Origin of the sequence: Pseudarthrobacter raffinosi (genome assembly GCF_023913835.1) — a bacterium.
Classification (GTDB): Bacteria; Actinomycetota; Actinomycetes; order Actinomycetales; family Micrococcaceae; genus Arthrobacter; species Arthrobacter raffinosi.
The window spans coordinates 1-18,254 of sequence record NZ_JAMXBG010000013.1 but is presented as its reverse complement, the minus strand read 5'-3'; the positions used below and the strand labels follow the sequence as shown (position 1 = coordinate 18,254).

Genomic DNA, 18,254 nt, shown 5'->3' with positions numbered 1-18,254 from the left:
GCAGCTGACTCACGCCGCCGCTACTGCATGGCGCCGATGATCGCCCCCATCGCCGTGAACGTCACGATGTTGTAGCTGGCATTGATGGCGAACAGCATGAGGCTGCGGCGTTCAAAGAGGTAGTTGACGCCCAGGGCAGCCGCAACCCAGGCCGCGCCCGCAGCCAGCCCGGCCAGGGCACCGAATCCGGCACCGCCGTCGCCGATAAACGCCGCGAGCACCACGGCCATCACCGCTGCGAGCAGGAACGATCCCACAAAAACCCGCACGGTCCCGCTCTTCAGCTGCTCAGCCGTGACACCGGCCTCGCGCTGCCATACCTTAGCGAAGAGCACCGAGTACCAGAGCCCTCCCACGATGAAGCTCGCTAGGGCGGAACGAGGGCGTCCACGAGGCCCTCAACGAGCCGTCCCACATCGGGGAGATCTACCCTGACGGCATCCACGGTGCCATCGCGGCCGGGCTGCGCTCCTACTACCCAGACGCCGAGATCACGACGGCGGTCCTGGCCACCGACGATGAGCACGGCCTCGACGAGGACATCCTCGCCGACACCGACGTCCTGCTGTGGTGGGGCCACATGGCCCACGCCGAGGTGAGCGAGGCCGTCGTCGAACGCGTCCACCGCCACGTCCTGGGCGGGATGGGGCTCATCGTGCTCCACTCGGGGCACTTCGCCAAGGTTTTCACGCGGCTGCTGGGCACCAGCTGCTCCCTGGCGTGGCGGAACGACGGCGAACGCGAGCTGGTGTGGACCGTCAAGCCGTCGCATCCCATCGCCGAGGGTGTAGACAGTCCCATCGTCATCCCCGAGCAGGAGATGTACGGCGAGCTGTTCGACATCCCGGACCCCGACCACCTGATCTTCATCAGCTCGTTCGCCGGCGGCGAGGTGTTCCGGTCCGGTGTCACGTTCACCCGCGGCAAGGGCCGGATCTTCTACTTCAGCCCCGGCGACCAGGAATACCCGGTGTACCACCACCCGCAGATCCAGCGGGTCCTCGCGAACGGCGTGCGCTGGGCGGCCCAGCCTGAGCTGCACCGATCCGTACCGGCCCTTCCCGGGGCTGGTTCGAGGGGGCTTAGCGTTTGGCAAGCACCCACGAGTTTTGTCCAGATAATGCCCGTTTGGAGGCGTTTGGCGGCATTATCTGGACAAAAACTCCAGGCAAGTCGGCAGAAGCAGCTCTACGACAGGAGGCTGCGCAGCACGTGCGCGGCGCCGTCGTCGAGCACCGAAAGCGTGACCTCATCCGCGGCGGCGATAACTTCCTCCGGGGCCTGGCCCATGGCGACTCCGCGCCCGGCCCAGCCCAGCATTTCGATGTCGTTCCGGCCGTCGCCAATGGCCACGGTCCGGTGGGGTTCAGCCCCCAACTGGCCGCGGAGCCGTTCGAGCGCGCTGGCCTTGGTGACGCCGGCTGCGGCGATATCCAGCCACGCCGTCCAGCCGACCGAGTAGGTAACGCCGGCCAGTCCGATCTCCTGGATGGTTGCGGTGAACTCTTCCGGGGTGTTTTCGGTGCTGAACACCACCAGGCGGACGGCGGTGGCTTCGAGCAGAGTCTGGAAGTCGACGCCGATGGCCTCGACGCCGAAGCTGGCGTCTTGGAAGCGTTCCGTGGACAGGAAGTTGCCGTCCTCGTCCTCCAGCGCGTACTTGGCCGTGGGCAGCTTCTGGCGTAACGCCCTCAGCGCCGGGGCCGGATCGAAGGTGGCCTTGTGGATGATTTCATATCCGTCGGTCAGGTCCGGATCCAGCCGGAGCGTCACGCCGCCGTTGCAGCAGACGGCGTAGCCGCGGTCGATGCCGATCTGCTCGATGATGGGCAGCGTGGCGTTCAGGGAACGGCCGGTGGCGATGAGGACGTCGTGCCCTGCAGCCACCACGGCCTGGGCGGCCTCACGGACAGGCACTGACATGTGGCCGTCGTGGTCCACCAGGGTTCCGTCCACGTCCAGGGCAACCATGAACTTGGCGGTGCTGTTTTCGCTTGCGATCCGCTGGTCATCGATGCCAGCGACTGTGGTTTCAGTCAATGTAGTCATACATCCAGTAGACCAGAGACCCCCTAAAACCGGCTAGGACGCAGGCCACAGCGCGCATGAACACCCGGTTAATACTCACAGGGTTATCCCCAGTGTGAGTGTTAACCTTGGGCACGCTGTCCGCCTCCCGGCCAGCCGTAGATTCCCCGCCGGGTCCTGGAGGTACTCGAATTGGCTGACGAGGCTTCGGAATCCGTAGGCGAGTCCCGGAGCAGAGCACTCATCCACATCTTGGGGCTCCCGGCTCCGGTCCTGCAGCATTCCTTTTATGACCATGAAGGTTTCATTGCACGGACGGACTTCTTCTGGCCTGAATGCGGCGTCGTTGGGGAGTTCGACGGCGACGCCAAGTACCTCGACGACGACCTCCTGGACGGCCGCAGCACACGGGAAACCGTCCTGGCCGAGAAGAAGCGTGAAGATCGGCTCCGGGCGCTTGGCTACAAGGTCGTCCGCTGGGACTGGAAAGCCGTAACCGACCCGGAGTTATTGCGGCGGAAACTTGAACGCGCCGGAGTAACACGCAAGAATCCCCGCCGCGTGGCCTAATCCCCCTCGCGTTACAAGGGGAATCGACCACGCGGCGGGGAATTGTCAGCGAGGCAGCCGGAGCCTAAAGGACCGGGAAGACTTCCATGCCGCCGAGGTACTTCTGCAGTGCGGCCGGGACGTTGACCGAGCCATCGGCGTTCTGGTGGTGCTCCAGGATGGCCACGATCCAGCGGGTGGTGGCCAGCGTGCCGTTGAGGGTGGCTACGGCACGGGTGCCCTTGGCAACGCCTTCGTCGTTGACCACACGCTCGCGGATGTTCAGGCGGCGGGCCTGGAACGTGGTGCAGTTCGAGGTGGAGGTCAGCTCACGGTAGGCGCCCTGCGTCGGAACCCAGGCTTCGCAGTCGAACTTGCGGGCCGCGGACATGCCGAGGTCGCCGGCGGCGGTGTCAATGACGCGGTACGGGAGCTCGCACTTGGCCAGCATCTCCTCTTCCCAGGCCAGGAGCCGTTCGTGTTCGGCTGCGGCCTTCTCCACCGCGGTGTAAACGAACATCTCCACCTTGTTGAACTGGTGGACACGGATGATGCCGCGGGTGTCCTTGCCGTGCGAGCCAGCCTCACGGCGGTAGCAGGAGCTCTGCCCGGCGAACCGGATCGGGCCGGTCGTCAGGTCCAGGATCTCGTCCGCGTGGTAGCCGGCCAAGGCAACCTCGGAGGTGCCCACCAGGTAAAGGTCGTCCTCGGCGAGACGGTAGATCTCGGCGTCGTGCTTTACATCAAAGCCTGTGCCCTGCATGGTTTCGGGGCGCACCAAGGTTGGGGTGATCATGGGAACGAAGCCGGCCTCGATGGCCTGGTCCATGGCCATCTGCAGCAACGCCATCTCCAGGCGTGCACCCACGCCGCGCAGGAAGTAGAAGCGTGAGCCCGAAACTTTCGCGCCGCGCTCCATGTCGATGGCGCCGATCAGCTCACCGATTTCCAGGTGGTCCTTCGGCTCGAAATCGGGGAACTCGCGGGGCGTTCCAACGGTTTTGACCACCACGTAGTCGTCCTCGCCGCCCTCGGGGACGCCGCCCTCAATAAGGTTCGGGATACTGCGCAGCAGTTCGTCCTGCTTGGCCTGGGCAGCGTCTGCTTCGGCCGATGCGGCCTTCACAGTGTTGGCCAGTTCCTTGACCTCGGCGAGCAGGGCTTTCTTCTCATCGCCCTTGGCCTGCGCCACCTGCTTGCCGAAGACGTTCTGCTCGGCGCGGAGGTTTTCAAACCGGATCAGGGCGGCACGCCTGGCGGAGTCTGCGGCCATGATCGCGTCCACCACTGATTCGTCTGCGCCGCGGGCGCGCTGGCTGGCACGGAACTTATCCGGGTTTTCGCTGAGGTCTTTTACGTCGATCACCAGACAAGAGTATCGAATCCGGCGGAACCAACACTGCCGGGCCGGACGGGGGGGGAATCGCGGCGCCGCGGCCGGGATACTGTTGAAGCACCATGAACGACTGGCTTCTCTACGTCCTGAGCGCGGCGGCGCTGGCTTTCGCCGTATCCAGCTGGTGGGGCGTCCGGAAGCTCAAGGCCCTGCACGTCCGCAGCGCGGTCCATGAAGAAGCGCACGAAACGGGCCTCACCCAGCAACGCGTGGTCGTCATCCTCAACCCCGTCAAGGCACGCGCCCCCGAAGCGAAGGAAGCCATCCGGCGCGCCTGCCTAACAGCCGGCTGGGACGAACCCCTCTTCCTGGAGACGACCGCCGAGGACCCGGGATACTCCCAGGCCCGGTCGGCCCTGAACTACAAGGCCGACGTCGTTCTGGTGGGCGGTGGCGACGGTACTGTGCGGGTGGTGGCAGAGTCCCTCGCACACACGGATGTGGCCATGGGCCTGATTCCGCTGGGGACGGGAAACCTCCTGGCGCGAAACGTGGATCTGGATGTCAACGACCTTCACGCCAACGTGCAGACAGCGCTTTTCGGCCACCAACGCTACATCGATACCGCGCGGATGGGCATCGAGAATTCCCGCACGGGACACTCGTCTGAGCACGCATTCCTGGTTATCGCCGGGATCGGCATGGACGCCGAAATACTCGCTGATACCAATGCCGGCCTCAAGAAAGCCGTGGGTTGGCTTGCTTATACCGAGGCCGGAATGCGTCACATGCCCGGGCGGCGACGGAAGGTATCAGTCGCGCTGGATGACAAGCCGGAGCAGGTCCGGAACATCCGCAGCGTCCTCTTTGCCAACTGTGGGCTGGTCCCGGGCGGGATCGATTTCATCCCGGAAGCCATGATCGATGACGGCATGCTGGACGTGGTGGTCATGAGCCCCCGCAGCGCCATCGGCTGGCTGGCCATGTACGCGAAAATCCTCTTTAAACACAAGGGCAACCTGCCCATCATGACTATGTACCGGGCCGGCCGAATCGTCATCAAGTGCCCGGAGCCCATGCCGACACAGATCGACGGCGACACGTCCGGGTTGGCCACCAAGCTCACCGTCCGGGTGGAGCCGCGCTCGCTTCTGATAAGGGTCAAGGGCCAACCAGCCTGAGCCGGTCCCGTCTCAGGCGGTTGCCTTCTTGGCAGCTCCAGCCTCTGCAGCAGCTTTCGCGGCACGTGCCTCGGACTGCTCACGGATCATGGCCTGCTCCTCTTCGAAGCGCAGGCGGTCGGCGCGGTCAGCGTCATCCCCGTCCCAGTCCTGGTTGTCGGCTGTGGGCTTCGGATTAACGATCATGCCCTGGCCGTCGTTGTCTGTGCTGCTGGTACTCATGACCTGTTCCCTTCATTAGGGGCCATCCCCCAAGTGGATCAAGCAAGCATACGCACAGTAACTATCACAGGGAAGTACCTTGGCCTACGCTGTGGGCGAAGCCTCGGGCGGCGTCAAGCTCCGTTCATTCCCCCTGCAGAATCCGCCCGACCCATTCATGCGCCGCCCGGAATGCCTCGTCAGATGTGTGTTGCGCGACGCTGGAGCTTTGGGCGTCCGCCCGTCCATAGGAGCCAAGGAAGCGGGTGGCCGGGCTGATGCGGTGAAGGCCAGCCAAGGCGTCGGCCACACGGGCGTCCGCGATGTGCCCATCGGCGTCGATGCTGAAAAAGTAGTGTCCCAGATACTGACCCGTCGGCCGGGATTCGATCCGGCTGAGGTTCACGCCCCTCGTGGCGAACTGGTCCAGGATTTCCATCAGCGCACCCGGGCGGTCTTCCGGAAGCGGGACTACGACGGTGGTCTTATCCGCACCGGTCCGTTCAGGTAATGCGCCCGGCCTGCTCACCAGGATGAACCGCGTCACCGCACCCGGGTTGTCGCCGATGTTTTCCGCCAGGACGGTCAGCCCCGGCTGCTCCTGGGCCACAATGGGCGCACAGATCGCGGCGTCGTAGTGGGCGTCGCCGCCCAGGAGCCCCATGGCGGCCGCCGCGGTGGAGGAACCGGCAACATATTCTGCACCTGGAATATTCGCATCCACCCAGAGACGGCACTGTGCCCAGGCATGGCCGTGAGTGGAAATGCGGCGGATATCATCAATGCCCACTCCGGGTCGGGCCACCAGGACAAAGCTGATGGGGACCAGGACTTCGCGGATGATGCGGAGTTCCTGCCCGCCGGCGATGGCGTCCAGGGTGGCCGTGACCCCGCCTTCCACCGAGTTCTCAATGGGGACCATCGCTGCGTCCGCAGAGCCATCGCGGACCATGTCCAGCGCAGCGTTGACGTTGGAGGCCGGGATGCGATAGGCCTCTCCGGCATCCGGAACCTGCATCAATGCCGCCTCGGTAAAGGTGCCCTGAGGCCCGAGGAAAGTGTACGTAACAGGTGTCGCGGGCATGGATTCCTCTGTGGTGACGGGACGCAGGTTCGGGCTGAACTAAAGAATGAGCGGCTTGAGGCCGTTGTCGGACACGAGTGGCTTGCCGGACTCGAGCCACTGGTCCATTCCGCCGGCCACGTTGATGGCTGTATAGCCCTGTCCGGTGAGCCATTGCGCGGCGCGGAAGGACCGTCCGCCAGTGCGGCAGATGACATAGACGTCCTGGTCCGGGTCCAGTTCGTCAAGCCGCGCCGGAAGCTGGTCCAGGGGAATGTGCACAGCGTCCTCAGCGTGTCCGGCTACCCATTCGTAGTCTTCGCGGACATCCAGGATCACGGCGTCGGCTGGGACGTCGTTGACGGGCACGGTATCAAAATCGCTCATGGGAGTCCTCTTTCGGAGAATCACGGGTCTCCTTCCAGCCTAGCGCCAGCCGATCGTCCCGCTCCCGAAACCAGGGACAAGTTACGCTGTTGAAGACCCGTAGGAGGATCCTTGCCCGCTGAGCAGCCCACCATTTTGGCCACGTCTGGAGGCTACAGGCAAGGTGCTCGAACACGCTTGGAGTTTGACCGCCTGCTGCACTACGCCGTGGAGCTTTCCGGAGCCAGCGGACGCCCGCCGCGGGTCACCCACGTGGGTACGGCCGCCGGGGATCAGCGCGGGTTCAATGCGGAAATGGATGAGGCCGCGCGGCTGGCGGGCTTCGACTTCAGCCACCTCAACCTCTTCACCATGCCAAACCACGCAGACCCGGAGGCGCATCTGCTGGAGCAGGACGTGGTGTGGGTGAACGGCGGCTCCGTGGTGAACCTGCTTGCCGTCTGGCGTGCCCACGGGCTGGACGGCATCCTCCACCGCGTGTGGCAGCACGGAGTTGTGCTGGCGGGGGTTTCGGCCGGATCAATCTGCTGGTACCAGGGCGGCACCACTGATTCGTTTGGGCCGGAGCTGCGTGCAGTGCCCAATGGCTTGGCCTTCCTCCCGTACGCCAATGGCGTCCATTACGACTCAGAGGAAAGGCGGCGCCCGCTGGTGCACCGGCTCGTGGCTGACGGAATGCTGGGTGAAACGCACTGCACGGACGACGGCGTGGGGCTGGTCTACCACGGCACGGAACTTGTGGAAGCGGTTGCCGAGGTACGGGGCAAGGGCGCTTACATCGTCACCGCGGAAGCCGGTGGAGCGGATGGAACCACCGCTTCCGAGAGGCGCCTGGAGCCTCGCTTCCTTGGCTGACATCCACAAACTGCCGGCTGTTCGGCTCCGGGATGCGCTCCGCGCGGGAGAGCTTTCAGCGCGGGAAGCCACAGCCCATTTCCTGGCCCGGATCGCAGAGCAGAACCCGTTGCTGGGCGCCTTTGTCACGGTCACGGCGGATCAGGCGATGACCGACGCAGCCGCCGCCGATGCCCGGTTCGTCCAGTTCCGAAAAGACTCCGGGCACGACTCTGCGCGGGACTCCGGAGGCAGCGCGGGCGCCCTGCCACTTCTGCACGGCATGCCGGTGGCATTCAAGGACCTGACCGACGTCGCCGGCGTGGTGACCACCCATGGAAGCGCTGCACTTGACCACAAACCGGCGCCCGCCGATGGCGCACTCGCCAAAGTCCTCAAGGCCGCTGGCGTGGTCTCACTGGGCAAGACGCAGGTTCCGGAGTTTGGACTGACGGCGTACAGCGAAAACCGCATCGCACCGCCGTCGCGCAATCCCCATGCCCCGAGCCGGAGTTCCGGCGGCTCCTCCGGGGGCAGCGCTGCCGCGGTGGCCGCGGGCCTGCTTCCGTTCGCGCCAGGGACCGACGGCGGCGGTTCCGTCCGCATCCCGGCCGCCGCCTGCGGCCTCGTGGGACTCAAACCCGGCCGCGGCGTGGTGCCGTCGGGCGAGAGTTCAGGCGACCCCGCCCGCCTGGTCGTAGCGGGGCCCCTGGCCCGCAGCGCAGCCGACTCGGCCCTGCTGATGGATGCTCTGGCGCCGTCCCCTGACAGCAGTTATCTCGACGCCGTGGCGCACGAACCCCGCCCGCTGCGCATAGGCCTGACCCTGGAAAGCCCCTGGTTTGCCACCTTTCCGTTCACGCCCGAACCCGAAGCCCTGGCCGCGCTGCAGGCGGGCACCGAAATGCTGGAGCATGCCGGGCACGCCGTCAGCGAAGCCGCCATCCGCTACGACAACCGCTACCCGGACGCCTTCACCACCGCGTGGACCGCCGCCGTCGGAACCGCCCGGATCAGTCCGCACCGCGAAGCGCTTCTGGCCCCGCTGACCCGTACGTTCAGGCGCCGGGCCCAGCAGCGCAGCGCCGCAAAACTCAATGAATCGCTGGCGTTCCTGCGGCAATTCGAACGCGACACGATCACGCAGTACGGCGGCTGGGACCTGATGCTGATGCCGGCCCTGGCGCAGACGCCGCGCCCCGTGGGCTGGTTTACCGGCGCCACGCACGGCGACGAACCGTGGCCGGCAGCAGAATGGCCCGGGGACGCCGACGGCGACTACCGCCGGCAGTGCGAATTCGCCCCGTGGTCCTCCATGGTGAATGTCTGCGGCCTGCCTGCCATCACCATTCCCGTGCACTGGACCGGCGGGCAACCAGCGCATGGCCTGCCGATGGGGATCCAGCTTGTAGGACCGGCGGGATCGGAACTGCTCCTGCTCCAGGTGGCGGCCCAGCTCGGCTTCTGATGCCAGTTTGAACGGCTCCGGGTGTCGACTCCGGGGCCGATCCGGAGGACGATTAAGGGGCAGTCACTATGAGGAGGTCTGTGATGTGCTATTCATCGATGGAGGATTTCGGGTGGCGTAACAAGAGAGAAGCCGACCGGAAACCCGAAGCGCACCAGGAAACACCGCCGGACCGGCCGGAGCCGCATTACACGGCCCAGGACTTCACCTTCTGGGCCTTCCCGCGTCGCCGGCGGACCCATGAAGCCCAGGAACCGGCCCCTGAGCGCACGCGCGAGAAAGTCTGATTTTGCGAGTCAGGCCCACCTGAAGAAAGGCCCCCTGACGGGGGCCTTTCCGCTGCCCGGACGTGGGCGCCTACCCGCCGAGCTCCCGGAACTTCCTGGACCGTGCCGCCAACAGTTCAGAAACCGGAACACCAGCCAGGGTCCCCAGCTCGTATTCGATGGCCCGGGCCATCCGGGCGCAGAACTCCCTGGGCTCCAGTGACGCGTCGTCCCGTTCATCCACGATGTGGTCCACCAGGCCGTTGGCGTAGAGCGCGCCTACATTGACGCCTTGGGCGTCGGCCATCTGCGGCGCAAAATCCGTGGTGCGGTGCACAATCGCGCTGGCCCCCTCGGGCGGCAGCGGCGACAGCCAGCTGTGCTGGGCGGCGATGGTCCGGTCCGCCGGGAGCAGCGCCAGCGCGCCGCCGCCGGCGCCCTGCCCCAGCAGCACCGAGACCGACGGCGACTCCAGCCCGATCAGTTCGTGGAGGGACCGTGCGATCTCGCCGGCCAGACCGCCTTCTTCCGCTTCCTGCGACAAGGCCGCACCTGCGGTGTCGATGACGGTCAGCAACGGCAGACGGAGTTCCTCGGCAAGCTTCATCCCCCGCCGCGCCTCCCGCAGGGAACCGGGACCCATTCCGGCTGCGTCCTTGCGCAGGGGGCGGGCATGGCCCAGGACGATGCAGGACTGTCCGCCGAACCGGGCCAGGGCCAGCAGGAGGCCAGGGTCCTTTTCGCCCTGGCCTGTTCCGTTCAGGGGAAGGGCGTCATCGGCGCCGTACCGGAGGAGCTGGCGCAGGTCCGGGCGGCGCGGCTGCCTGGAAATGCCGATGGACGTCCACGCGTCCACGGCCGCCGGCCGCACGGCGAGGGTTGCCGGTCGGTGAACGGGCCCGGCAGTGGGACTCGCAGTGGGACTCGTCGTGGGCTTCGCCGCGAGGATGTCCAGTGCCCGCCCGATAATCTCCGCAAGCTCTGACGGTTCCACGACGGCGTCGATCAGGCCCTTGCTGAACAGATTCTCCGCCACCTGCACACCGTCCGGAAAGGCCTCCCCGTGCAGGGCTTCGTAGACGCGCGGGCCCAGGAAGCCCAGCAGCGCCCCCGGTTCGGCCACGTTGATGTGGCCCAGCGAGCCCCAGGAGGCCATCACTCCCCCGGTGGTGGGATGCCGCAGGTAGACCAGATACGGCAGCCCGGCCTGGCGGTGGGCACGCACGGCCCCGGTGATCTTTACCATGGACAGGAACGCCAGGGTCCCCTCCTGCATACGCGTTCCGCCTGAAGCGGGGCCTGCCAGCAAGGGGAGCCCTTCGGCGGTAGCCCGCTCCACGGCGGCGACGATCCGCTGGGCTGCCGCATGGCCGATCGATCCGGCCAGGAAGGAGAATTCGCTGACGATGACCGCCACCCGGTGTCCCCGGATCCGGCCGGATCCGGTGATGACTGATTCGTCCGTTCCGCTCCGTTCCCGCGCCTTTGCGAGGTCGCGGGCGTAGTCCACGTTCGCGTCCGGCTGCCGGACAGGCATGTCCCAGGAGACGAACGTGCCCGGATCAACAACGGCCGCCAGCAGCCCGGCCGCGTCCAGGTGCCTGACCTTTTCCGTCGTCAGCACCTTAGTTCACCCCCGCAACGGCCGCAGACATGCCCAGCCACTCGCGGATTTTCTGTCCGTCCCCGTTCAGAAGGGGCGGCGCATCGTGTTCGGTCGGGGTGGTCTCTGCTGCGTCGCCGCGTGAGAAAAACCTCAGCGGGGGCCCGGGCAGGCTGACCTTCCCAAGCACCGGATGCTCCACATCAACCACCAGCCCCTGCGATGCCACCTGCTCCCAGGCGTACACCTCGTCCAGCGAGCGCACCTTCCCGGCCGGGATCCCGGCGTCGTTCAGTTTTTCGAGCAGCTCGGCGGCACCATACGCGGCAAAAACGCGTTCGACGGCGGCAATCACCGCCGTGCGGTTTCGCACCCTCTCCGCGTTACTGGCGAAGCCCGTCGCTGCCGGATCGAGGCCAAAGGCCGCGGCGAACGAGGACCACAGCTTTTCGCTGCCGACGCTGATCTGGACGGACCCGTTACGGCACGCGAACAGGCCGTAGGGGGCGATGGACGGGTGGTGGTTGCCCTGGGCCTGGGGTACTTCGCCGGCGACGGTGGTGCGTGTCCCCTGGAAGGCGTGGACGCCGATGAGCGACGCCAGCAGTGAGGTGCGGACGATCTGCCCGGCGTCGGTCCTGTCCCGCTCCACCAGCGCTGCGAGGACGCCGAAGGCCCCGTTCATTCCGGACAGGAGGTCGGCGATGGGCACACCCACGCGCTGGGGGTCCTCCGGCCCGGAGCCGGTGAGCGACATCAGCCCGGCCTCGCCCTGAAGGATCTGGTCATAGCCGCTGCGCTGGGACTCCGGGCCGTCGTGCCCGAACCCGGTGATGGAGAGGATCACCAGCCGCGGATTGAGGTCATGCATCGCGGCGGTGGAGAAACCGAGCCGGTCCATCACGCCGGGGCGGAAGTTTTCAATGACGACGTCGGCACGTTCCAGCAGCCCGCGCAGCACCTCCTGCCCGTCAGTGCCTTTCAGGTCCAGGCTGATGGACTCCTTGTTCCGGTTGCAGGACATGAAATAGGTGGACTGCAGATCGTCCTCGGGCCCGACGAACGGCGGGCCCCAGCCGCGGGTGTCGTCACCGGATCCGGGGTTCTCCACCTTGATGACGCGGGCACCGAGATCGGCCAGCATCATGCCGGCGTGCGGTCCTGCGAGCGCCCGGCTCAGGTCCACCACGAGGTGCCCTGACAGTGGGCCGCTCCTGTGGTCTTCGTCTGTTCTGCTCATTGCTGGATTCCTTCGGGGTGAGGTTGGTGCACAATTGCCGGCAAAGCGGCCCGTGCTGGGCGGGATCGGGGCGGGCACTTAGAGCCAGCCCGGAACCACCAGGGCCAGCCACGCGAGGAGCGGTCCGGCCACGATGACGATCCCGCTGTAGCCGAGGATCTGCTTGTAGAAGCTGTCCTTGTCCACGCCTTCCGGGGCATTGGCCAGGACCAGTGCCCCGTTGGTGGAGAACGGGGAAACGTCCACGATGGTGGCGGCGACCGCGAGCGCACAGATCACGCCGACGGCGCCGATCTCACCGGTGGAGAGGAACGGCACGGCCAGCGGGATGAGGGCGGCGAGGATGGCCGTGGAGGATGCGAACGCGGACACAACGGCGCCGATGTAGCAGATGAGGAGGGCCGCCAGCAGCGGCATGCCCATGGCGGCCACGCCGTTGGAAACAAACTGGATGGTTCCGGCCTCCTCCAGGACTCCGACAAACGTGAGCATGCCGCAGATCAGGAGCACCGTTGACCAGCTGATCTTGTTGATCGCGCCCTTCTGGGCCTTCGGCGAGACCAGTGCCAGCACGATGGCGATGGTGATGGATACAAAGCCGACGTCGACTTTGAAGCCCAGGGCAATGACGGCCAGTGCGATCAGGCCGGCGATGGTCACCAGCTGGGGGATCCGCTCCGACCGCTCCTTGGTGGCTGCGACGCCGTCGCCTGCATGGTCGCGGGGGCCGTACATGCCGGAGCCGAAGCCCTTGAACGGAACATCTGATCCTGCCTTGGCGCCGACACTCACGGCCATGCGGGCTTCGGCAGCCTGCTCTACGAAATGGCTCACCCGGGAGGACAGGAGGGCCCGGCCGCCCAGGACAATGAACAGCACGAGTGCGATGACGAGGTTGAACACCAGGCTGCTCAGGAAGAGCGCGGTGGGGCTGAAATCCAGGTTTGTCTTGGCGAGGATGCCGTTGACTGTGACGCCGTAGACGGCAATCGGGGAGAATCCGCCGGCCTGGGCGCCGTGGATAACCATCATGCCCATCAGCAGCGGGCTGATCTTGTACTTACCGGCGAAGCTGAGGGCAATCGGGGCAATGATGGCGACGGCGGCGGGAGACAGTGCGCCAACGGACGTAATGAGCGCGGTGACGGCAAACATAACCCACGGAATCAGGGCCACCCGGTTGCCCACCATCCTGACGGCCCCGCGGACCAGGAGGTCGATGGTGCCGTTGTTCTGCGCAATGGCGAAAAGGTAGGTGACCCCGACGATGGTCAGGAACAGGCCGCCGGGAAAGTTAGCCAGGATCTCGTTAGTGGACATGCCCAACACCACGCTGCCCAGCAGGAAGGAACCGACAAACGCAAGGGCACCCATGTTCAGGGGCAGGACGGTGGCGAGCAGGAACATTGCGGCCAGGATGATGATCGATAAGACAGGAGCGGACATCGTTGGTCCTCCTAGGAAGGAAAAATGTGACGTGAGTAACTGACTCACTGGACTAGCCTCCTAGACACTAGGTCTATCTGTCAATACGCCTGCCGTGTATTCTTGGGGAAACCGACGACATAGTGAGGCCCATGTGGAGAAGACGGCACGGCTTGGCCTGGAGCGCGTATCGCGGCCACGGCTGTACGAGCAGCTGGTGGAGCAGATCCTGGCCTATATCGAGTCCGCCCAGCTGGTGCCGGGCGATCTGCTGCCGGCCGAACGCGACCTGGCCGATCGGCTGGGGGTTTCGCGGGCGACGCTGGCCCAGGCGCTGGTGGCGCTCGAAGTGCTGGGAGTGATCGATGTGCAGCACGGTACCGGCGCCGTCCTGGCCCGGCGGTCCAGCGTGGCATCAGTGATCAAGGGCCTGCGTGAACACCAGAGCCGGCTGCCGGAAATCGTGGAGGCGCGCAGCACCCTTGAGGTGAAACTGGCCGCACTGGCCGCGGAACGGCGCACGGAGGAGGACCTGGCGGCCATCGACGCGGCCTTGGAGGTCATGGCCGCCGAAATCGGAGGGGGCGAGCGCGGCGCGCACGGCGACGAGCTGTTCCATCAGGCGGTCACCGGCGCCGCCCACTCAGCGGTACTGGCCCAGCTGATGGCGGTCATCGCCGAAATGATCCTGGAAACGCGGATAGAGTCGTTGGGACAGCCGGGGCGGCCCGAACAGTCGCTGGCCTCGCACCGGACCATTGCAGACGCCATCCGCGCGCAGGACCCCACTGGTGCAGCCGCAGCCATGTTGGCCCACATTGAGCTGGTCTCGGACGTGGAGCTGCTCCGCTGATCCGTCAGGACGCCGGCGGCCGGCCGGGTGCGTTACCTCCCCAGGCTGGCTCAGTATGAGTACCCGGACGAGCGGTACATGGCCAGTCCGATGATGACGAACAACCAGAACGCCCCGTAACCCAGCAGGCAAAGGTAGCCCAGGACCAGCCCGGTGATGGACATGCCCTTGCCAGAGGGTTCCCGGCGGAGGGCCAGATGGCCGGTGATGATTGCGGCGATCTGCGGAATCATGAACCAGCCAAGGATGACCGAGGAAATCCCGAGGACCATGCTGGCGATGCTCAGGCCCTTTGGCTGCTGGGCGGGCATGCCGTAGTAGGCGGGCTGCCCGTACGCCGGCTGGCCGTAAGGGCTTGCGGGCTGGCCATAAGGGCTGGCACCCTGGCCGTAAGGGCTTGCGGGCTGGCCATACGTCGCGCCGTACGGATCGCCAGGCTGGCTGTAGGCACCGGGTTGGTTGTACTGGCCTGACTGGCTGTACTGGTCCTGGCCAAACTGATTCTGGCCGTACGGGTTCTGGTCATACGGCGGCGGCGCCGGAATGCTTGGGCCCTGCGGCGGCACAAACTGCGGCGGCTCGTAGCCTGCCGGCGAATCGCCGGGTCCCGCACCGGACCCTTGCGAATCAGGGCGCGGAGTTGGCTGGTCAGTCATGATTTTCCCCATTCGAAGTCTCCGCTTCCCAGCCTACCGCCGCCTGCATCACGGGCCTACAGCCGCCCTCATCCAGTGCTACCGCCCCCAATACGGCAGCACGTAGACAGCAAAAACCACAAAGGCAGCCAGGAACATCAACCGGGTCATTCCATTGGCCGCGTCGTGCTGCGCCTTCGACTTCCTGGCGCGTCCCGAGCCGCCGCTGCCGGCCCCACTACGCGCCCCACGGCGGGTGCCATAGGCGGGGTGCCGGGGCCCGCTCCGGCCCCCTGTCTGCCCGGACCGCGGCGGCCCAGCCACCGGCGGCCCTCCACCCTTCGGCTCTACGGTCGGTGACTTAGCCGGCTCTACGGTCGGTGACTTAACTGTCAGCGGCTTCACGGTCAGCGGCTTCACCGCAGAACTTTCCGCCGCAGATTCCTGCGTGAGCTGCTCGCCGAGGTGCGCATACAGGCCCACCACCGTCTGCTGGTCCAGCACCGGGGGCAGCGCCAGCACGGCAGCAACAACGCGGTCTGCCCCTGCCACGGCGACGTCTGAATTGGTGATGCCGAAAAGGTCCGGCTGCCCGGTGAGGCAGATCAACGGGCGGACGAACCGCCGGTAGGGCGGCGCCAGCACGGACGCGACGGCGGCGCACTGCGCCAATGCCCCGTCAACCGACTGCGTCCTGGCAAATCGGCCCTGCCACAGGACACCGGCGGCGACACTGACCTCGCCGGTCCAGTTCTTGGCATCGACCACCACCACCCCGCCGGGACCAACCAGCACATGGTCAAGGATGGCTTTGGGCCGCCCGGGCCAGTGGACGTCGTTCAGCAGGTACCAGCCGTGCGGAATGAGCAGGCTCAACCTGTCCGCCACGAGCCGTTCGCCCACAGCACCGGCGTCCCGCGACTTCGTGGCCCGTTCGGCCTGATCGAGTTGGCGTTTCAGCCGCTGCACCCGTTCTGCAGCAAGCCTCGACTGCTCGGCCGCGCCTTCTCCTGCCCCCATGACCTACCCCCTGGCTCCCGCTTGCCAACTCGCTGCAGTGTGCGACTTACTGCAGTGCCAGACACTTACTGCAGAGCCCGACGGCGGCGCTCCCCGCCGTCGGGCATTCCTTCCTGAGTTTTTCCGAACGTAGCAGCGCCGCGGGGAGCCGGTATATAGGTACTTTTGGGCCCAGTACTCGCTTTAACTACTTGCTGCCAAGCGTCCGGCGGGGACTTTTCCGCGTCATAGGGACCGGATTATGGACTGCGCGTTTTGACTCCAGCCCACGTCTGGCATGCTGGTGCCATGGCTAGCCGCGCGGGCACAGTTGCCCAACCCCAGGACCTTGTTGACATCACTGCGCTCCTCGACGCGTATTACGACATCACGCCGGATCTGGGTGATCCCGGCCAGCGCGTGGCGTTCGGCACTTCCGGGCACCGCGGCTCGAGCCTCAAGGCGTCGTTCAACGAAAAACATATCGTCGCGATCACGCAGGCAATCGTGGAATACCGCGCCGGGCAGGGCATCACCGGCCCGCTTTTCCTGGCGAAGGACACCCACGCCCTCAGCGAGCCGGCGCAGAACTCCGCCCTGGAGGTTCTCGCGGCCAACGGCGTGCACGTGCTGATCGACGCGCGGCACGGCTACACCCCCACACCGGCACTGAGCCACGCCATCCTCACATACAACAACAACCGCCAGCCCGGCACTCCGGAAGCGGACGGCATTGTGGTCACGCCCAGCCACAACCCGCCCGGAGACGGCGGCTTCAAGTACAACCCTCCGCACGGCGGCCCGGCCGATTCCGACGCCACGGGCTGGATCGCCAACCGTGCCAACGAACTCCTCGAAAACGACCTGCGGGGCGTGAAGCGCATCCCCGTCTCCGACGCCCTCGCCGCGGACAGCACCGGCAAGTTCGACTTCCTCAGCAGCTACGTTGACGACCTCCCGTCCGTGTTGAACCTGGACGCCATCCGCGAGGCCGGTGTCCGCATCGGCGCCGACCCCATGGGCGGGGCTGCAGTGGATTACTGGGGCGAGATCGGCGAGCGCCACCACCTGGACCTGACCGTGGTGAACCCCACCGTGGATCCCCAGTGGGCGTTCATGACCTTGGACTGGGACGAGAAGATCCGGATGGACTGCTCCTCGCCGTTCGCTATGGCTTCCCTGATCAACAGGATGTCCGACGGCGGCAGTTCAGCCGCGTTCGACGTCGCCACCGGCAACGACGCCGACGCCGACCGCCACGGCATTGTCACACCTCTTGTCGACGGGGTGGGTGGCCTGATGAATCCGAACCACTACCTCGCCGTCGCCATCGATTACCTCTACCGCAACCGCAGCGGCTGGAACCCCAACTCGGTGGTGGGCAAGACCCTGGTTTCGTCCTCGATCATCGACCGTGTGGCGGAAAGCCTGGGCCGCAAACTCGTTGAGGTCCCCGTGGGCTTCAAGTGGTTTGTGCCGGGACTGCTGTCCGGCGAAGGCGCGTTCGGCGGCGAAGAGTCTGCCGGCGCTTCCTTTAACAAGCTGGACGGCAGCGTCTGGACCACCGACAAGGACGGCATCCTGCTGGCGCTGCTGGCCTCGGAGATCACCGCGGTCACCGGCAAGTCGCCATCGCAGCTGTACAAGGGCCTGACCGACCAGTTCGGCGCCCCCGTCTACGCGCGCATTGATGCAGCAGCCACGCGGGAGCAGAAGGCGGCACTCGGCAAGCTCTCGCCGTCGGACGTCACTGCAACTGAACTGGCCGGCGAAACCATCACCGCCAAGCTGACCGAGGCGCCCGGCAACGGCGCGTCCATCGGAGGGCTCAAGGTGGTCACGGAGAACGCCTGGTTCGCTGCGCGCCCGTCCGGGACCGAGGACGTCTACAAGATCTACGCCGAGTCCTTCAAGGGCGAGGAGCACCTCAAGCAGGTCCAGGCGGAAGCCAAGGCGCTGGTGGACGGCGTCATCGCCTAACCTCCCCAAAAAAAGACCAAACGCTCTCTCACTTAATGCGCTTAAATGACCGACGCTCTCTCACTTTCGTCAAGAAAGTGAGAGAGCGTCGGCGTTAAAGCCGCATTAAGCCTGTATGCCCCTTGCGGGGCGCCCGTTCCGGGCTGAAAATGTGCCTGTGGTCGCCTGTTGTCGACGCCGTAGTCACTATGGTTCTTTCAGTCCGT

18 protein-coding genes and 1 pseudogene are annotated in these 18,254 nt (G+C 66.0%); 8 read left to right on the top strand and 11 right to left on the bottom strand.

Features of this window, described 5'->3' with window-relative positions; genetic code table 11:
- Positions 1-20: 20 nt before the first annotated feature.
- Positions 21-356, bottom strand: a complete 336-nt coding sequence (locus NG697_RS13410; protein ID WP_252601793.1) for a DUF1761 domain-containing protein — start codon at positions 354-356, stop codon at positions 21-23.
- A gap of 59 nt (positions 357-415) precedes the next feature.
- Between NG697_RS13410 and NG697_RS13405 the strand changes: the two are divergent.
- Positions 416-964: pseudogene (locus NG697_RS13405) on the top strand (ThuA domain-containing protein); the annotation flags it as partial.
- Between the two features lie 224 nt (positions 965-1,188).
- Here NG697_RS13405 and NG697_RS13400 read toward each other — a convergent pair.
- The gene (locus NG697_RS13400; RefSeq protein WP_252610908.1) at positions 1,189-2,049 is read right to left on the bottom strand and encodes an HAD family hydrolase; all 861 of its coding nucleotides are present in this window, start codon (positions 2,047-2,049) and stop codon (positions 1,189-1,191) included.
- A gap of 171 nt (positions 2,050-2,220) precedes the next feature.
- On the opposite strand from NG697_RS13400, the gene NG697_RS13395 reads away from it, so the two are divergent.
- Positions 2,221-2,598, top strand: a complete 378-nt coding sequence (locus NG697_RS13395) for a hypothetical protein (RefSeq protein ID WP_252601799.1) — start codon at positions 2,221-2,223, stop codon at positions 2,596-2,598.
- 64 nt (positions 2,599-2,662) lie between these two features.
- On the opposite strand, the gene serS is transcribed toward NG697_RS13395, so the two are convergent.
- A complete protein-coding gene (gene serS / locus NG697_RS13390; protein ID WP_252614468.1) occupies positions 2,663-3,943 on the bottom strand; it encodes a serine--tRNA ligase in 1,281 nt (426 codons plus the stop codon).
- A gap of 92 nt (positions 3,944-4,035) precedes the next feature.
- Here serS and NG697_RS13385 point away from each other — a divergent pair, with 92 nt between their 5' ends.
- The gene (locus NG697_RS13385; protein ID WP_252610905.1) at positions 4,036-5,094 is read left to right on the top strand and encodes a diacylglycerol/lipid kinase family protein; all 1,059 of its coding nucleotides are present in this window, start codon (positions 4,036-4,038) and stop codon (positions 5,092-5,094) included.
- Between the two features lie 12 nt (positions 5,095-5,106).
- Here the strand turns inward: NG697_RS13385 and NG697_RS13380 are convergent, their stop codons facing one another.
- The 3 genes from NG697_RS13380 to NG697_RS13370 form a co-directional block, all read right to left on the bottom strand.
- Positions 5,107-5,316 (bottom strand): hypothetical protein, encoded by a 210-nt coding sequence (locus NG697_RS13380; RefSeq protein WP_056347667.1) that lies wholly within the window; start codon positions 5,314-5,316, stop codon positions 5,107-5,109.
- A 124-nt stretch (positions 5,317-5,440) separates the two neighbouring features.
- The gene (gene pheA / locus NG697_RS13375; protein ID WP_252601805.1) at positions 5,441-6,379 is read right to left on the bottom strand and encodes a prephenate dehydratase; all 939 of its coding nucleotides are present in this window, start codon (positions 6,377-6,379) and stop codon (positions 5,441-5,443) included.
- A gap of 39 nt (positions 6,380-6,418) precedes the next feature.
- The gene (locus NG697_RS13370) at positions 6,419-6,745 is read right to left on the bottom strand and encodes a rhodanese-like domain-containing protein (RefSeq protein WP_056347663.1); all 327 of its coding nucleotides are present in this window, start codon (positions 6,743-6,745) and stop codon (positions 6,419-6,421) included.
- 111 nt (positions 6,746-6,856) lie between these two features.
- Between NG697_RS13370 and NG697_RS13365 the strand changes: the two genes are divergently transcribed.
- The 3 genes from NG697_RS13365 to NG697_RS13355 all read left to right on the top strand — a co-directional run bounded on the left by NG697_RS13365 (position 6,857) and on the right by NG697_RS13355 (position 9,334).
- Entirely contained in the window at positions 6,857-7,600 is a 744-nt protein-coding gene (locus tag NG697_RS13365; protein WP_252610904.1) for a Type 1 glutamine amidotransferase-like domain-containing protein, read from the top strand.
- Positions 7,593-9,047, top strand: coding sequence for an amidase (locus NG697_RS13360; RefSeq protein ID WP_252610903.1), 1,455 nt, complete (start codon positions 7,593-7,595; stop codon positions 9,045-9,047). Before NG697_RS13365 ends, NG697_RS13360 begins: the two co-directional genes overlap by 8 nt.
- Before the next feature lie 83 nt (positions 9,048-9,130).
- The gene (locus NG697_RS13355) at positions 9,131-9,334 is read left to right on the top strand and encodes a hypothetical protein (protein ID WP_252614467.1); all 204 of its coding nucleotides are present in this window, start codon (positions 9,131-9,133) and stop codon (positions 9,332-9,334) included.
- Between the two features lie 70 nt (positions 9,335-9,404).
- On the opposite strand, the gene NG697_RS13350 is transcribed toward NG697_RS13355, so the two are convergent.
- The 3 genes from NG697_RS13350 to NG697_RS13340 form a co-directional block, all read right to left on the bottom strand.
- On the bottom strand, positions 9,405-10,937 hold the full coding sequence (locus NG697_RS13350) for a carboxyl transferase domain-containing protein (RefSeq protein ID WP_252614466.1): 1,533 nt from the start codon (positions 10,935-10,937) through the stop codon (positions 9,405-9,407).
- A gap of 1 nt (position 10,938) precedes the next feature.
- Positions 10,939-12,156 (bottom strand): CaiB/BaiF CoA transferase family protein, encoded by a 1,218-nt coding sequence (locus NG697_RS13345; RefSeq protein WP_252610901.1) that lies wholly within the window; start codon positions 12,154-12,156, stop codon positions 10,939-10,941.
- A 78-nt stretch (positions 12,157-12,234) separates the two neighbouring features.
- Entirely contained in the window at positions 12,235-13,602 is a 1,368-nt protein-coding gene (locus NG697_RS13340; RefSeq protein ID WP_252610900.1) for an SLC13 family permease, read from the bottom strand.
- A gap of 133 nt (positions 13,603-13,735) precedes the next feature.
- On the opposite strand from NG697_RS13340, the gene NG697_RS13335 reads away from it, so the two are divergent.
- Positions 13,736-14,434 (top strand): FadR/GntR family transcriptional regulator, encoded by a 699-nt coding sequence (locus NG697_RS13335; RefSeq protein WP_252601821.1) that lies wholly within the window; start codon positions 13,736-13,738, stop codon positions 14,432-14,434.
- A gap of 50 nt (positions 14,435-14,484) precedes the next feature.
- On the opposite strand, the gene NG697_RS13330 is transcribed toward NG697_RS13335, so the two are convergent.
- Together NG697_RS13330 and NG697_RS13325 are read right to left on the bottom strand one after the other, a co-directional pair.
- A complete protein-coding gene (locus NG697_RS13330) occupies positions 14,485-15,090 on the bottom strand; it encodes a DUF4190 domain-containing protein (RefSeq protein ID WP_252610899.1) in 606 nt (201 codons plus the stop codon).
- A 78-nt stretch (positions 15,091-15,168) separates the two neighbouring features.
- Complete coding sequence (locus tag NG697_RS13325) at positions 15,169-16,089, bottom strand: nuclease-related domain-containing protein (RefSeq protein WP_252610898.1); 921 nt, start codon at positions 16,087-16,089, stop codon at positions 15,169-15,171.
- Between the two features lie 288 nt (positions 16,090-16,377).
- On the opposite strand from NG697_RS13325, the gene pgm reads away from it, so the two are divergent.
- Positions 16,378-18,048: a phosphoglucomutase (alpha-D-glucose-1,6-bisphosphate-dependent) gene (gene pgm, locus NG697_RS13320; RefSeq protein ID WP_252610897.1), complete on the top strand. Its 1,671-nt coding sequence runs from the start codon at positions 16,378-16,380 to the stop codon at positions 18,046-18,048.
- Positions 18,049-18,254 lie beyond the last annotated feature (206 nt).

Coding starts and splice junctions, on each gene's coding strand:
- NG697_RS13400 (WP_252610908.1), bottom strand. CDS start 2,049: ATGACTACATTGACTGAAACCACAGTCGCTGGCATCGATGACCAGCGG.
- NG697_RS13385 (WP_252610905.1), top strand. CDS start 4,036: ATGAACGACTGGCTTCTCTACGTCCTGAGCGCGGCGGCGCTGGCTTTC.
- NG697_RS13380 (WP_056347667.1), bottom strand. CDS start 5,316: ATGAGTACCAGCAGCACAGACAACGACGGCCAGGGCATGATCGTTAAT.
- pheA (WP_252601805.1), bottom strand. CDS start 6,379: ATGCCCGCGACACCTGTTACGTACACTTTCCTCGGGCCTCAGGGCACC.
- NG697_RS13370 (WP_056347663.1), bottom strand. CDS start 6,745: ATGAGCGATTTTGATACCGTGCCCGTCAACGACGTCCCAGCCGACGCC.
- NG697_RS13355 (WP_252614467.1), top strand. CDS start 9,131: ATGTGCTATTCATCGATGGAGGATTTCGGGTGGCGTAACAAGAGAGAA.
- NG697_RS13345 (WP_252610901.1), bottom strand. CDS start 12,156: ATGAGCAGAACAGACGAAGACCACAGGAGCGGCCCACTGTCAGGGCAC.
- NG697_RS13340 (WP_252610900.1), bottom strand. CDS start 13,602: ATGTCCGCTCCTGTCTTATCGATCATCATCCTGGCCGCAATGTTCCTG.
- NG697_RS13330 (WP_252610899.1), bottom strand. CDS start 15,090: ATGACTGACCAGCCAACTCCGCGCCCTGATTCGCAAGGGTCCGGTGCG.
- NG697_RS13325 (WP_252610898.1), bottom strand. CDS start 16,089: ATGGGGGCAGGAGAAGGCGCGGCCGAGCAGTCGAGGCTTGCTGCAGAA.
- pgm (WP_252610897.1), top strand. CDS start 16,378: ATGGCTAGCCGCGCGGGCACAGTTGCCCAACCCCAGGACCTTGTTGAC.